The following is a 13850-nucleotide window of genomic DNA, read 5'->3' on the forward strand; positions in this document are numbered from 1 at the left end:
TTCCCTGTGCGCACCTCTCTCGTCCTGCTGTCAGCCGGTCTGCTCGACCCCGTCTCGGGGGAGCGCCTTCCGCAGACCGCCCTCGCCGCGGCCGGAGGGCGGATCACGGCGCTCGGCGACGACCAGGACATCCGCGCACTCGCGGACGCCTCGACCACTGTGATCGACCTCGCGGGAGCCGTGGTCACCCCGGGACTGGTCGACGGACATCTCCACCCGGTATCCGGCGCCGAACTCACCCACGGTCTCGACCTGTCGCACTGCGCCGAGATCGAGGACGTACGCGAGGCACTCGCACGCGAGGTGCGCTCGCTCCGACCGGGGGCATGGCTGCACGGCTGGGGACTGGACCCCAATGTCTTCGGGGACGTGCCCGTCGGCATCGCCCCCTTCGACACCGTCCTCGACGGCGTTCCGGCCCTCCTGCTGCTCTTCGACGCCCACTCCATGCTCGCCAGCCGGCGTGCCCTGGAACTCGCCGGGGTCGACGGGCCGCGCACTTTCGCCCAGGCCTCCGCCCAAGTCGTCTGCGACGACCGGGGGCGGCCGACCGGCCTCCTGCTGGAGGACGCGGCCTGCGAGCTCGTGGAGCGGGTGGCCCCCCAGCCCACCCGCACGGAACGCCGCGACCGGCTCGCCGCCACCCAGGGGGCCATGGCCGCCGCCGGTCTCACCGGCGGCCACGCCATGGACGCGAACGGCGACAGCCTCGCCTTCTACGCCGAACTCGACGCCGCCGGTGAGCTCCCCCTCCGGCTCCGCGTCGCCCCCTGGTGCCAGCCCGGCGCCGACTCCGACGAACTGCGCACCCTCATCGAGCAGCAGGGCACCGGCGGGAAGCTGTGGCGCACCGACGGCGTCAAGATCTTCATGGACGGGACGATCGACAACGGCACCGCCTGGCTGGAGAGCCCCGACCGCCACGGCGAATCCACCCACGCCTTCTGGCCCGACCCCGTCGTGTACACGAGGATCGTCGGTGAGCTCCACCGGGCCGGCGTGCCCACCGCCACCCACGCGATCGGCGACGCGGCTGTCCGGCATGTCCTCGACTCCGTCGAGAAGGCCCAGGCAGAGGGGGGCCGGGGGGTACGACACCGTGTCGAGCACATCGAGACCGTCCCCGACGACACCGTGCGCCGCTTCGCCGAACTGGGTGTCATCGCCTCGATGCAGCCCACCCACTGCTGCGACTTCACCCGCGCCGACCACACCGACAACTGGTCCCGCCGCCTGGGCCAGGAGCGCGCGGCACGCGCCTGGCGCTGCCGCGACCTGTGGGACTCCGGGACCACTGTCGTCCTCGGCTCCGACTGGCCCATCGCCCCCTACCCGCCGCTCGGCGTCATGGCCGGGGCCCGCCACCGCCGCCCGTCCCGCGACGTCACGCTGCCCCCGCACGGGCCCGAGCAGGCGCTCACACCGCTGGAAGCCCTGCAGGGCATGACCGTCAACGCCGCACGGGCCGCGGGTGAGGAGCACGAAGCGGGCCGGATCGCCGTCGGCCACCGCGCCGACCTGACCGCCTTCGCCGACAACCCGCTCACCACCGCCGCGACCGAACTGCCGGATCTGCCCGTCCTGCTCACGGTCCTCGACGGACGGACCACACACCGGGCCACCCACGTGTGACCGACCGGCGTGACGCGGACCCACCTTCGCGGGCGTGCCTGTACTTTCACTCACTTGAGGCTATCTGTATCGAGGATGCGACATGGTTCAGGGCTTCTCCAGAGAGCCAGGCACACACGGCCCACTCACCGAGGTGCCTCCGGAGGGGCAGCGGAAGATCACTCCCGGGCCGCCGCTGCCGCCTTGGGCGGCTTCCTCTTCGGCTTCGACACGGGAGTCGTGTCCGGCGCCCTGCTCTACGTCAAGCAGGACTTCGACCTGAACTCCTTCGAGCAGGGGAACGTGGTCAGCGTGCTCCTCATCGGCGCGGTGATCGGCGCCACCTCGGCCGGCCGGGGTGACAGCCCTACCTCCTTGCCACGGCGTAGGTAGCAAGGAGGTAGGCCCCCGTGAGTGGGCTTGGTTCGGAGCAGCGTCAGAGCCGGGCGGCTGCCCCGTCGTCGGCTCGCCTTTCCTCCGTCTCGGTATCCCGGCCCGGGGCGGGCCCAGCCGACGCGAGGGCCGGAAGCCGTGCGCCCTCGATGTCGAGGTCGCCATCGGATGGGGCGAGCAGAGCAGTGAAGCCCTGCTCGCCACTCAGGGCTCCGCGCGTCGGGTGTCCTGTCGCAGTGCAGCTGGCGGATTCTCACTCGGTCTCATCCGAGCTACCAGTTGCGCACTGGACAGCGGTTGACCGCCGGTGTCCTGTCGCGTTGCACCTGTCGGTATCTCACCCGTTCTCGTTTGTGCTGTCCCGCTTCTCATCCGGGCACGTGCTGAACGACGATGCCTCATCCCTCGTGGGACTTCAGCTCACTTCGCCGGAGCCTGACGGACCGGACACGTAGATGGTGTCAGGTCCGCGAAGAGGTCGGCCACGTGACGTCATCGATGGCGAGCCACGGCGCAGCGGCTACGCCGGTGGGTGTCACCCCGGTGAACGCTTTGACCTCGCGGTGGAGATGGGCCTGGTCGACGTAGCCGCTTGCGGCCGCCACCTGGGCGGCGGCGTTACCCGCCGCGAGGAGGTGGGCGGCGTGGTCGAAGCGCACCAGGCGGGCGGCATGCTTGGGGGTGAGGCCGATCTGGGACCGGAAGCGGGACCACAGCCGTTTACGGCTCCATCCCACCTCGTTCGCCAGGCTGTCGATGCGCACCCGTCCCCCACTGGTGAGCATCATCCCCCAGGCGGCGGCCACCTCTGGATCAGGCGACGGGTGGGCGCTCATCCGTCGGCCAAGGGCATCCACTGCCATCGTGAACCGCTCGTCCCACGACGCGGCGGCCCGCAGCCTTTCCTCTGCTCGCTCGGCGTCACGGCCCCAGACGTCCTCCAGGGAGACCATCGTCCCGCCGAGGTCGGTCGATGCGCCGAGCACCGCAACCGCCAGGACCGGTGACAACCGGATCTGGAGGCACTCGATCCCCCCGGCCGCCCGGCCTCCGAGCCGAAGGTCGCCCGGTGCCAGTCCAACGACCGTGCTGCCGCATTCGCGCCGGCCGTGGGCGTCGTGGACAAGGCTGTCTTCGTCGCTCAGGTCCACGAACAGAGTGACCGAGGGGTGCGCGACCATGGCGATATCCACGCGCGCCGGAGCACGTTGGCGGAAGCCGGCCATGCTGACCCCCGGCAGCCGACTCGGTTCCCGGGGCACGGCGACCTCCACCGACGCCCAGTCAGGTGGTGACTCGGTGGACCTCACAGCCCCAGGCTACGCGATGGGTTTCAGCGGCCCGTCTCTGCGAAGCGCAGCAGCAACTCGCAGGTCACCTCCGGCACTTCGAGCATGGGGAAGTGCCCGACATCGGGCAGCCGCTCGACTCGCGCGTTCAGCACCGTGTCGTACTGGTGCACCGAAGACGGATCCCAGCGGGGATCGGCAGCGCCGAAGATCACCAGAACAGGGACGTCGAGTGCGGTCAGGCGCGCGGGTAGGCTCCTCTCGGCGATGTACGCGCCGTTTTGGCGCAGCACCGTCCGAAATGTGCGGTAGCCAATGCCCCGTACCTCGGCGACCAGGTCGTCCGGGACGTCCACCGGGCGGTTGCATACCGCAGTCACCCCCCGGCGGAGCATCGCGTCGGAACGGACTCTCCATAGAAACGGGCCGAGCGGCGGGGCGATCAGGACCCGAAGGAAGACGGGCTGTGGAAGGAGCGCGTCGGGACTCGGGCCACTGCTGATCAGTGCGAGCGAACCCACCAGGTCAGGGCGCTGTTCGGCGAGCGCGGTGGCGATGTATCCGCCGCTGGAGTGCCCGGCCACGGTGACCGGACGAAGGCCGAGCTCATCGAGTACCGCGGCCAGGCTGGCTGCCTGCCCAGGCACGTCGTACGACGGCGCGGGTGCGGACTGACCGTGGCCCGGCAGGTCGATCCGGATGACGTGAAACCGGCTGGCCAGTGCCGGCACCACCGGGCCCCAGGAACTGCCCGAGGCCCCCGATCCGTGAATGAGCAACAGCGGCGGCGCCTCCCGCGGGCCGTCGTGGACCACGTGCATCCCGTGCATCCCGTGCAAGTGCTTACCGTCGAAAATACCCATAGCCGGGAGGATGCCTGGGTTGCCGGCCCTCGGTCTTGTACAAATGTCGTCACGGGGCCGACGATCGCCAGGACTTCCGAGTATGAGATTGCGCGGGTAGGGGCGCCGGTCGCGAGCGCTGCGATACCGCCGCCCGGACCAGCGGAACATGCCCGTGCCTCCGAGTTTGTGTTGGAGCGCACTCCAACTTCTAGTTTCGGCGCATGCGATACATCAAACTCGGAACGACCGGACTGGAAGTCTCCGGCATCACCCTCGGCTGCATGAGCTTCGGCGAGCCGGACCGGGGCGGCGAGCCCTGGTCGCTGGACGCGGACGCCAGCCGGGACATCATCAAGCAGGCCCTCGAGGGCGGCGTCAACTTCCTCGACACGGCCAATGGGTACAGCGCCGGAAGCAGCGAGGAGATCGTCGGCCAGGCGGTCAAGGACTTCACCCGGCGCGAGGAGGTCGTTCTCTCCACCAAGGTCTGGATGCGGATGCGCCCCGGCCCGAACGGCGCCGGGCTGTCCCGCAAGGCGATCTTCGCCGAGCTCGACGCCTCCCTGAAGCGACTGGGGACCGACTACATCGACCTTTACCAGATCCACCGCTGGGACTACGACACCCCGATCGAGGAAACCCTCGAGGCGCTGCACGACGCGGTGAAGTCCGGGAAGGTCCGCTACATCGGAGCCTCTTCCATGTACGCCTGGCAGTTCGCCAAGGCCCTGTACCTGGCCGATCTGAACGGCTGGACCCGGTTCGTGTCGATGCAGGACCACTACAACCTCATCCACCGAGAAGCAGAGCGGGAGATGCTCCCGCTCTGCGCCGACCAGGGCATCGGCGTGATCCCGTGGAGCCCGCTGGCGCGCGGCAGGCTGACGCGGGCCCGGGACACCGCCACGGCGCGTGCCGATTCCGACGAGGGTGGCAAGATCCTCTACCGCGACGGGGACCGGACAGTGGCCGAGCGCGTCCACGAGATCGCGGGCAAGCGGGGCCTGTCCCCGGCCCAGGTCGCCCTGGCCTGGGTCATGCGCAACCCGGCGGTGACCTCGCCCATCGTCGGGGTCACCAAGCCGGCCCAGCTGGTCGACGCACTCGCCGCGGTGGACGTCGCACTCGACGAGGACGAGGCCGCCTACCTGGAGGAGCCCTACCAGCCGCACGAGGTCGCCTACCTGGAGAAGTCCTTCTACAAGTCGCGCCCTGTGGCGGGCTCCCGGTAGTCCGGGCTACCGCCGGGCCTTCGACGAGGGCTTGGCCTCGGCCTTCACAGCCCTGTGGTGGGCGGCCTGGCGGTACTTGCCGGCGGTCGCGCGCAACCGCATGATCTGCGCGCTGGCCCTCCTGCCACCGCATCTCGACGAGACACATCCGTGGGGCTGCCACAACCCACGGATTCCGGACCGGATCGTGTTCGACAAGCTCGTCGCCAAACCCGTCTTCGGCGGCTCGTACGAGAAGCACGCCGATCAATCGTGCTCGGCCACCATGAGAACCCGACGCAACGAGTGGTTCGCGGCCGGTGTCTTCGCAGGGCTGGAGCAGATCGTGCTGGAGACCACGACTGTGTCCAACTGGCGTCCACGTCGTAGTTCCCCTCCGGCTGCCTGAGCGTCACAGGCCTTGGAGGCTGACGGTTTCCAGTACGAAGAAGAGCTCGGCTGCCTCGGCCGGGTGGCGGACGGAGCGGCCGGTCAACTCCTGCAGCTTGCTGAGGCGGTAGTTGACTGTGTTGCGGTGACAGAACAGCGCTTTGGCCGCAGCAGCGGTCGAGCCGGTGGCGTACCACGCCCTGGCGGTGGTGAAGAGAGCCTCGCGCTCTTCTCGAGGCAAGTCGAGCAGCCTGACAAGGATCCGGCGCGTCAGGTCGTCGGCAGTCTCGGGATTGCTGGCGATCAGCGTGGCGACCGGGCGGTCGCCGTAGTGGCAGGCGTCCTCGATGCCCGGTGGCACGGCGGCGAGTGCGAGTCGGGCCAAGCGCAGTGCCGAGGCGGTCTGGGAGATCTGGTCGTAGGCGGGGCTGACGCCGAAGCGGCCACCCTCCAGGCGGGGAAAGGGCGCTGCATCGGGCAGAGAGAGAACGGCCAGTTGTTCCGTGGGCAGGTGACGCTGGACCGCGGCGGCCGGGATCTGCGCGGCGGCCGGGGCGGCGACGACGTGGAATCGGCCCCGCTGCGGCAGCCCGAGCCCGTCTGCCGCTGTCCGGATCCGCAGCAGGTCGGTGCCGAGGAGGGCATCGAACAGGCGATCGTGCTCGAGCCTGTCCCGTAGCTCGCGCTCCGCTTCGGCTTCACGGTAGGACACACGGATCGTCTCGGACAGCTGGTCCAGGCCGAGCCACAGTTCACCGGCACTCTCGATGAGGATCGCGTTCTCGGCGGGGGCCTCGGCAGCTATGCACTCCCACAGAAACTGGGTGCCGATCCGGTAGCTGTGCAACAGCGCTGCCAAGGGAACGCCCAGGTGTGCGCGCCTGCGCGCGTTGGCTTGCGCTGCCTCCGTGGGCCCTGCGGCGCCCCCCAGGTGAGCAAGGGACGTACGCAACTGCTCAGCGCAGGAAGCGATCACGCCCTCTTCGGATACGACCGCCAGATCGGGCTCCGCTGCCCGGATACGACGGGCCATCTCGACTGCCAGTTCGTCGACTCTGGGCATCAGCCGAGCGCTCAACGCCGCAAGATCGGATTCCTCCACGCTCGGCATTGTGCCACCGCACAATTTCACGAGCCAGATTGACGTCGCCCGCACGTATCCCGGCCCACCAGCGAGACGAGACCCTCGACCACACCCGCCGCTCCGCACCGATACCTCGCAGTGCGGCTGCCCCTGCCTACGCGTTGCGCCGATTTCGGAGATGACATGAACCTCGATCCCATCCCCACCGACCAACTGACCTTCCACATGCCGCCGAAGTTCGACACCCCGGAAGAGGAACGACGGCACCGCCAAGAACGTTTGGTCGCTGCGCTCAGGCTGTTCGGCCGACTCGGCTTCGAGGAGGGCGTAGCCGGACACATAACCGCCCGCGACCCCGAGCACCCTGATCACTTCTGGGTCAACCCGTTCGGCATGAGCTTCAAGCACATCAAGGTCAGTGACCTGATCCTGGTCAATCACCAAGGGCAAGTCGTCCACGGCAAGTACCACGTCAATCAGGCTGCCTTCGCCATCCACGCGATGGTCCACCAGGCCCGCCCGGACGCGGTGGCCGCCGCACACTCCCACTCGGTGTACGGCAAGGCGCTGTCATCGCTCGGCACCCCGTTGGAGCCGCTGACGCAGGACGCCTGTGCCTTCTACGAGGATCACGGCCTGTTCGACGACTACACGGGTGTGGTCCTGGAGACCGAGGAGGGGCGCCGCATCGCCGGTGCGCTCGGCTCACACAAGGCTGTCATCCTGCGCAACCACGGACTGCTCACCGTGGGCGAGTCCATCGACGCCGCTGCCTGGTGGTTCATCACGATGGAGCGCTCCTGCCAGGCCCAACTGCTGGCCAAGGCGGCGGGCACGACCGTGGCCATCGAGCACGACCAGGCCAAGCTCACCCACGGACAGATCGGCAACGACCTGGTCGGCTGGATCAACTTCCAGCCGCTCTACAACCAGATCGTCCGCACCGACACGGACATGTTCGATCAAGGTCCCTGACAGCATTAGGAGCGGCGGCGAACAAGGGGACAGGGGTGAGAGCAGCAGCGACAAGCCGCACGTCGGCGATCACGATCGCTCTTGTGCCGGCACTCCGCCGCCGAAGCTCAGACGGGCCGTCATGTCACCCCCACAGGCGGTAACTCGTACAACCCACCGCTACGTTGGCTGCCCTGAGGCCACAGCGCGGCAAGGTCAGGTCTGCAGGACCGGAAAGGTGACACCGGCCAGCCGTTCGCTCTCACTCCACAGCCAGGCTCCCAGGACGGGGTCGTCAGCCCCGGCGGGCAGCCGGACCGGCTTGGGCGTGCCTGAGGTCTGGTCGCGTCCGGCCGGGCCGAGGTAGGCCCCGCTGACGACCTCGGGGTGGGTCGCGGCATACAGGGACGGCCAGGCCGCGCCGCCGGGAGAGCCCATCAGTGTGCGGGAGGCGAGGGCCACGAGCAGGCGCCCCATTCGGCTGGTGGAGGTGTGGCGCTGCAGGTTGGTGACGGCGGAGCCCGGATGGACGGCCACAGCGCGGTGCGCGCTGCCGGCAAGGCGGCGGGCGAGTTCCTGGGTGAAGACGACGTTGGCGCGTTTGGACTTCGCGTACGCGCTCATCGGGCGGTAGCCGTGCTCGCTCATCAGATCCGCGAGATCCCCGGAGCGCCAGGCAGCGGCTACGGCGCTGACCGTGACGACGCGGGCAGCCGCGGAGCGCTCAAGGGCCGGCATCAGATGCGCGGTCAGCGCGAAGTGGCCGAGGTGGTTGGTGCCCACCGTGAGTTCCAGTCCATCGCGGGTCAGCCGTCGTTCCGGGACATCCATCACACCGGCGTTGTTGATGAGGAGGTCGAGGGTCTCGCCTGCGGCGAGCGGGGCGGCCGCCTCGCGGATCGCGTCAAGGCTGCCGAGGTCGAGTTCCACTGTCTTCAGGTGGGCACCGGGCACATCCGCACGCAAGCGGCGGGCAGCATCTGCCAGGGAATCGGGGCGCCGACCCGCGAGCAGGACGCGGGCACCGTGCTCCGCCAGCACCTGGGCGGTGCGGTAGCCGATGCCGCTGTTGGCGCCGGTGATCAGTGCGGTCCGGCCCTTGAGATCTGGGATGTCGGCTGGGGTCCAGTGTGAGTCGACCATGGCGCCCTCCTGAATGAATGTTCATTTACTCCAGTCAGCATGCGGACGTCGGTCCGAGTTGTCAAATGAACGTTCATTAGGAAGCCTAGGCACATGGCAACACGTGACCCCGACCGCAAGCGCCAGCAGCTGATGGAAGCCGCTCTCGCCGAGTTCGCCGAGTTCGGCGTAGCAGGAGCCCGCGTGGACCGGCTCGCAAAGCGGGCCGGCATCAGCCCTGGTCTGGTGTACTCCTTCGCCGCCGGGAAGGAGGGCCTGTTCGAGGCCGTCTACCAAGCGATCGCCGAGCAGACAGTGAACGCGGCCCCCATCGACGCCGACGACCTGGCCGAATACGCCGGCCGCCTGCACGACGCCGGGCAGCAGCACCCCCAGGTCATGCGCTTCCTCACGTGGTACGCACTGGAAAGCACTGAACGGCCGGCGCCCGACATCGTGGCCCGCTCGATGCAAGACAAGATCGCCTCTATCGAGGCCGCCCAGCAACGCGGCAGCATCCGACGGGACAAGCCGGCCGCGGAGATCCTGGCGCTCGTTCTGGCGCTCGCGAACATGTGGCAGCACCAGGCTGAGGACGTCAACGCCCTGGTCCCACCCGCACGTCAGCGCGCAACGATCACTGATGCCGTACGCCGCCTCGTCACCCCGGACCGGCCCGCTGATCGCTGAGGGCGTCACCGCAAGCTCTCGACGCCCTGCAAAGCGGCCGGCATCAGATGAGGGACGGCGACCGTGCGCAGGGGAGGGTCCATGACCATGGTCCGCCGCACCGTGGCCGTCGCAGGCCCCAGCTCAATTCCCATAGGCCTGTCGTTCCGAGCCGCACTCAAGGAAAGCCACTCTCTGTGTCGCGCAGAACCTGTGAACGCCCCTCATACGCAGTGATCAGCACGGCATTCCAAAGGACGGGAGCACCGGCCCCTTCAGGCCATGGTGCGGCAAAAAGCCGGTCTGGCGACGCATTCCAACGCCTTCGACAAGCTTAAGCGAACCCGCTGCTCAGCTCGCTGCACACCCATCCGCTCGACCTGATCGAGAGTCACGCTGACGATACTCCCCACCAGCGACCAGCCCCTGGGCGAGTACATCGCGCACCGGCACGAAATCATCCCCTTGCCTGCATTCTTTTGCTGGCCCGCTCCAGGAACTCGACGCTACTTTGCTCTGCCCTCGGCGGTAACGGGTCCTGCGCCGGACAACCACGAAAAAAGCAAGCACGCGTGACGGACCGAGAGAGGAAAGGTGTTGACACCCTCGCGAGGGGCGTTCCGGTCCCGTCCGCAGACGGGACCGGCCCCCTTCCGGATCAGCTGGTCTTCACGGGGAGCTGCAGGTAGGAAGCGCGCTCTCCCCCGGTGTGGATGATGTGCTGTCCGCTGTTGGCGGGGGTGTACTCGCGGTTACCCGGCATCATCGTGCCCAGGAGCGAGCGGCCGCTGACGACGAATCGGAGCTGTTCGCCCGCGTAGAAGGTGAGCCCGACCGGGAGCAGGTCGATCTCGATGTCGACGACTTCGCCTGGTGAGAGCTTCTCGACCCGGTCGAAGCTGTGAGCGGGCACGTCCTCGGTGGAGAGCACCTTGTCCAGGTGTCGCATCGAGACGCGCAAACGTCCGTCCGAGCCCTTGTACCGCAGGATCGAGGCGCCCCGCTCGGTGACGTCCTGGATCTGTGCACCCTGATTGGGGACCGTGAACTGCTGCAGCGGCGTGCCGTGGGCGTCGAGCTTCTGGACAAGGACGAACAGGTCCATGTCGTCGGACCCCTGCGCCTCGACCCAGAGGTGTGCCTTCGGGTAGCCGACCAGAACGGTCTCCTGGTCGAAGCGGGTCACGAACGACACCGTGTCGGGGTTGGCCCCCGCGGTGTAGCCCGCCGTCGCCTCGGCGGCGGGCGCCGCCGTCCCCAGCGTCCGTGAACGGCCGTCCAGGTAGTACTTCGCCGGCGTGACTTCTACGGGCGGGAACTCGTCCGCCGGGATGTTCACCTGGTCGCCGCCTTCGAGGTCCAGGAGGGAGTAGCGCACGCGGGGCGTCTGCTCCCATCCGTTGTCCTCACCCTTGAGGAAGCGGTCGAAGAACCGTCGCAGGTCCTCCGTGTTCGTCTCGTCGTAGTAGTCGGGCCATTCCTGGCTGTTGTGGATCCGCAGCCACTTGTCCGTGGAGGCAATGCGGCGCCAGGCGCGGAAAGTACCCGCGGTGTGCAGTGTGTTGGAGTAGCTGGCGACGACGTAGGCAGGCACGGTGATCCGGTCGAACTGCGGGATCTTGTTCTCCCACAGGTCGTCCATCAGCGGGTGGCGCTCAGCCTCCGCGACGATGTCCTCCCTCTGGCCCTTGCCCCAGTAGCTGTTGTTCTGGAGCTGCTCGGCGAACCCGGTGTCGGGCATGCCGCCGCGCATCACCAGGTCGCGGTAGACGTCGCTCACGCCTTCCCACGGGTTGATCGCCGCCAGGTGAGGAGGCCGCTCCGCCGCGGTGAACCATTGCGATACGGCGAGGTAGGAGGTTCCGCTCATGGCGACCTTGCCGGTGCACCAGTCCTGGACGCCCAGCCACTCGACCAGGTCGTAGCAGTCCCGGCCTTCCTGCCGGTCCCATACGACGCTGTCGCCCTCGGAGTCCACCACACCCCGGATGTCCGGGTTGCAGATCGCGTAACCCTGCGCGCACCAGTACGCCGGGTCCGGCCCCTCGAACTTCGCGAGGCCGGAGACGATTCCGTTGTCCAGCCCGACCATGCCGAAGATGCCCATCACGCTGGCGGAGGTGCCCTGGCCCTTGCCGTACGGGCTCCACGCCACGATGACCGGCACCTTCTCCGATCCGACGGGGCGGAACACGTCGACGCGGATCGTGACACCGTCACGCAAGGTGACCGGCACGTCCTTCTCGAAGACGATGTCGACGGGCAGCGGCTTGAACGGCGGAGCGATCCGGAAACCCGCCTCCAAGGTTCGGGTTCCGGGCTCGAAACCGCTCAGGATCCCGTATCGGGGACCCGGCTCCAGCGGCCGGGACGGCGTGAATACCTTCTGGTCCTCACTCATGGGGAGCTCCTCGCATCTACTTCATCCGCTGGTCAGGCTCTGGCCATTCGAGCGTACGTCTGCCGAACTCATAACTCAACCGGCGTTGAGTTTCGTGTCGGGGAGGTATTTTTGGACCATGACCGCTGATACGACTCCCGCAATGGCCGCACGCCGCGGCCGCCGGCCGGGGACGAACACCACCCGGCAGGCGGTCCTCGACGCGGCTCGCACCCGATTCGCCACCGACGGCTTCACCGGGACCACGATCCGACGGGTAGCCGCCGATGCCGGTGTGGACGCGTCGCTTGTGATGCAGTTCTTCCGCTCGAAGGACGAGCTCTTCGCTGCCGTCATGTCCGTTCCCGCGGACGCCTTGACGCGCTTCAGCGCGGCCTTCGAGGGGACCGACGACCTCCTCGGGGAACGTGTGGTCCGCGCCTTCATCGAGGTGTGGGAAGTCGACGCCCGGACTTCGGAGCCGCTCATGGCAATGCTCCGCGGCGCGATCGTCAACGAGCAGGCGAACGAGCAGCTACGCGAGTTCCTCCAGGAACGCCTGCTCGTCGACGCCATCGCGTCACGCGCAGTCGACGGCGCGACGCTCCGGGCAGGCATCGTGTCGTCGATGCTCGTCGGGCTCATGGTGGGACGAGGCATCGTCGGTGTCCCGACGCTCACGGAGGCGGAGCGTGAGACGTTGGTCGCGCTCGTCGGGCCCGCCGTACAGAGTGTGCTGGTTCCGACACCACAGGCCACCGACGGCAAGGAGTAGGGCGATGACGGCGATCGACGACCGCATCTACGTCGAAGGACACCCCACCACCTGCCCGCCCGACCTACACGACGCCGCCGACGAACAGGAGCGGTCTGGAGGCGTGGCCTGGATCGGACCGATGGACCCCGGTCCGGATGATCTCGAGACCGCCGCTGTCCGGTTCGGCCTGCACCCACTGGCCGTCGAGGAGGGTACCCGTTCGCCGTCGCGCTCATGATCGGCTTCGGCGTCGGGCTCTGGGGCGTCTTCAAACGGCGCCGTTGGCTTGAGCGACAGTGGCGGCCGACGCGCCATGCCCCGCGTTCCCGTTCGCGCGATGCCGGTCCGTCGTCGCCAGGGTTCAAAGGCTTACAGCTCTGATGCGGGGAAGAGCGTAAGCCGGCCGGCGAAAGCCGCTCAGTCGTGGGCAGCGCCCCTGCGGTCGGGGGTGAGGAGGTAGGCGATTGCCATGTCGCTGAGTTCGTCGGCGTAGCGGCGCCTGGCCGTCTCGCCCGTGACGGGGTCGGGGCGCACCGAGTTGTGGAAGCAGGCGCCAAGGACGGCGCGGGCCGCGGTGTCCAGCGCCTCCTGCGGGTGGGAGCGCTGGATCTGCCCGGTATAGGGGGCCGCCGCTTCGAGCAGGAGGCGGTGGATCTCGGTGATGGTGTGGGCCCCTCGGTCCATGGTCTTGTTCCTCCCGGCGCGCAGCAGTGCGGGGAAGAGGCTGTTGCTGTCGGCGAAGGATTCCAGCAGGGCGTGCGCGTAGGCGCCCAGGACGCCGGAGAGCGAGGGCTCCGCCGCGTGCAGCCGCTCGGCCATGTACTCCTCGCGGCGTTCCAGCATCCGCTCGGTCAGGGCAGTGATCAGCTGTTCTTTGTCTTCGAAGCGGCGGTAGATCGTGCCGACGGAGACGCCGGCGCGCTCGGCGACGCCGGTCATCGTCATCTCCTCCAGGCCGGATGAGGCGGCGATCTCCTCAGCAGCCTTCAGGACGCGGGCCAGCGTCGCGGCGCTGCGTGCCTGCTGGGGCTGCCGGTAGCTCAGCGGGCGGTCGGGCTCCTCAGTCATTCCAGCATCGTAGTGGGGGGTCTCGGCAGGTTCTTTTGACAAGTGGTCCACACCTCTGGGTACCCTCGCCATGTGAA

At 68.4% G+C, this 13850-nt stretch carries 12 protein-coding genes and 2 pseudogenes; 8 read left to right on the forward strand and 6 right to left on the reverse strand.

Annotated elements, in window-relative coordinates; translation table 11 throughout:
• Positions 1–6 precede the first annotated feature (6 nt).
• Positions 7–1632, forward strand: coding sequence for an amidohydrolase (locus ACIP63_RS20150; RefSeq protein WP_401517324.1), 1626 nt, complete (start codon positions 7–9; stop codon positions 1630–1632).
• A gap of 82 nt (positions 1633–1714) precedes the next feature.
• Positions 1715–1968 (forward strand): annotated as a pseudogene (locus ACIP63_RS20155) (MFS transporter); the annotation flags it as partial.
• A 497-nt stretch (positions 1969–2465) separates the two neighbouring features.
• On the opposite strand, the gene ACIP63_RS20160 reads toward ACIP63_RS20155, so the two are convergent.
• Positions 2466–3230 (reverse strand): helix-turn-helix domain-containing protein, encoded by a 765-nt coding sequence (locus ACIP63_RS20160; RefSeq protein ID WP_401517326.1) that lies wholly within the window; start codon positions 3228–3230, stop codon positions 2466–2468.
• A gap of 107 nt (positions 3231–3337) precedes the next feature.
• On the reverse strand, positions 3338–4156 hold the full coding sequence (locus tag ACIP63_RS20165; RefSeq protein WP_401517327.1) for an alpha/beta fold hydrolase: 819 nt from the start codon (positions 4154–4156) through the stop codon (positions 3338–3340).
• A gap of 203 nt (positions 4157–4359) precedes the next feature.
• Here ACIP63_RS20165 and ACIP63_RS20170 point away from each other — a divergent pair, with 203 nt between their 5' ends.
• Together ACIP63_RS20170 and ACIP63_RS20175 are read left to right on the forward strand one after the other, a co-directional pair.
• Positions 4360–5370, forward strand: a complete 1011-nt coding sequence (locus tag ACIP63_RS20170) for an aldo/keto reductase (RefSeq protein ID WP_401517328.1) — start codon at positions 4360–4362, stop codon at positions 5368–5370.
• Between the two features lie 100 nt (positions 5371–5470).
• Positions 5471–5704, forward strand: a pseudogene (locus ACIP63_RS20175) (IS5/IS1182 family transposase); the annotation flags it as partial.
• Positions 5705–5761: 57 nt separating this feature from the next.
• Here the strand turns inward: ACIP63_RS20175 and ACIP63_RS20180 are convergent.
• Positions 5762–6841 (reverse strand): helix-turn-helix domain-containing protein, encoded by a 1080-nt coding sequence (locus tag ACIP63_RS20180; RefSeq protein WP_401517329.1) that lies wholly within the window; start codon positions 6839–6841, stop codon positions 5762–5764.
• Between the two features lie 165 nt (positions 6842–7006).
• On the opposite strand from ACIP63_RS20180, the gene ACIP63_RS20185 reads away from it, so the two are divergent.
• Positions 7007–7798, forward strand: coding sequence for a class II aldolase/adducin family protein (locus ACIP63_RS20185; RefSeq protein ID WP_401517331.1), 792 nt, complete (start codon positions 7007–7009; stop codon positions 7796–7798).
• Between the two features lie 195 nt (positions 7799–7993).
• Here the strand turns inward: ACIP63_RS20185 and ACIP63_RS20190 are convergent, their stop codons facing one another.
• Complete coding sequence (locus tag ACIP63_RS20190; RefSeq protein WP_401517332.1) at positions 7994–8920, reverse strand: oxidoreductase; 927 nt, start codon at positions 8918–8920, stop codon at positions 7994–7996.
• Between the two features lie 93 nt (positions 8921–9013).
• Here ACIP63_RS20190 and ACIP63_RS20195 point away from each other — a divergent pair, with 93 nt between their 5' ends.
• Positions 9014–9589, forward strand: a complete 576-nt coding sequence (locus tag ACIP63_RS20195; protein ID WP_401517334.1) for a TetR family transcriptional regulator — start codon at positions 9014–9016, stop codon at positions 9587–9589.
• Positions 9590–10226: 637 nt separating this feature from the next.
• On the opposite strand, the gene ACIP63_RS20200 is transcribed toward ACIP63_RS20195, so the two are convergent.
• On the reverse strand, positions 10227–11969 hold the full coding sequence (locus tag ACIP63_RS20200; protein ID WP_401517335.1) for a CocE/NonD family hydrolase: 1743 nt from the start codon (positions 11967–11969) through the stop codon (positions 10227–10229).
• Positions 11970–12111: 142 nt separating this feature from the next.
• Between ACIP63_RS20200 and ACIP63_RS20205 the strand changes: the two genes are divergently transcribed.
• Entirely contained in the window at positions 12112–12723 is a 612-nt protein-coding gene (locus ACIP63_RS20205; RefSeq protein ID WP_401517337.1) for a TetR family transcriptional regulator, read from the forward strand.
• Between the two features lie 4 nt (positions 12724–12727).
• Positions 12728–12943: a hypothetical protein gene (locus ACIP63_RS20210; protein WP_401517339.1), complete on the forward strand. Its 216-nt coding sequence runs from the start codon at positions 12728–12730 to the stop codon at positions 12941–12943.
• Between the two features lie 179 nt (positions 12944–13122).
• On the opposite strand, the gene ACIP63_RS20215 is transcribed toward ACIP63_RS20210, so the two are convergent.
• Positions 13123–13773, reverse strand: a complete 651-nt coding sequence (locus tag ACIP63_RS20215; protein ID WP_401517341.1) for a TetR/AcrR family transcriptional regulator — start codon at positions 13771–13773, stop codon at positions 13123–13125.
• Between the last annotated feature and the right edge of the window lie 77 nt (positions 13774–13850).

The sequence above is a fragment of the Streptomyces sp. NPDC088746 genome (genome assembly GCF_044751065.1).
In the GTDB taxonomy this organism is placed as follows: Bacteria; Actinomycetota; Actinomycetes; order Streptomycetales; family Streptomycetaceae; genus Streptomyces.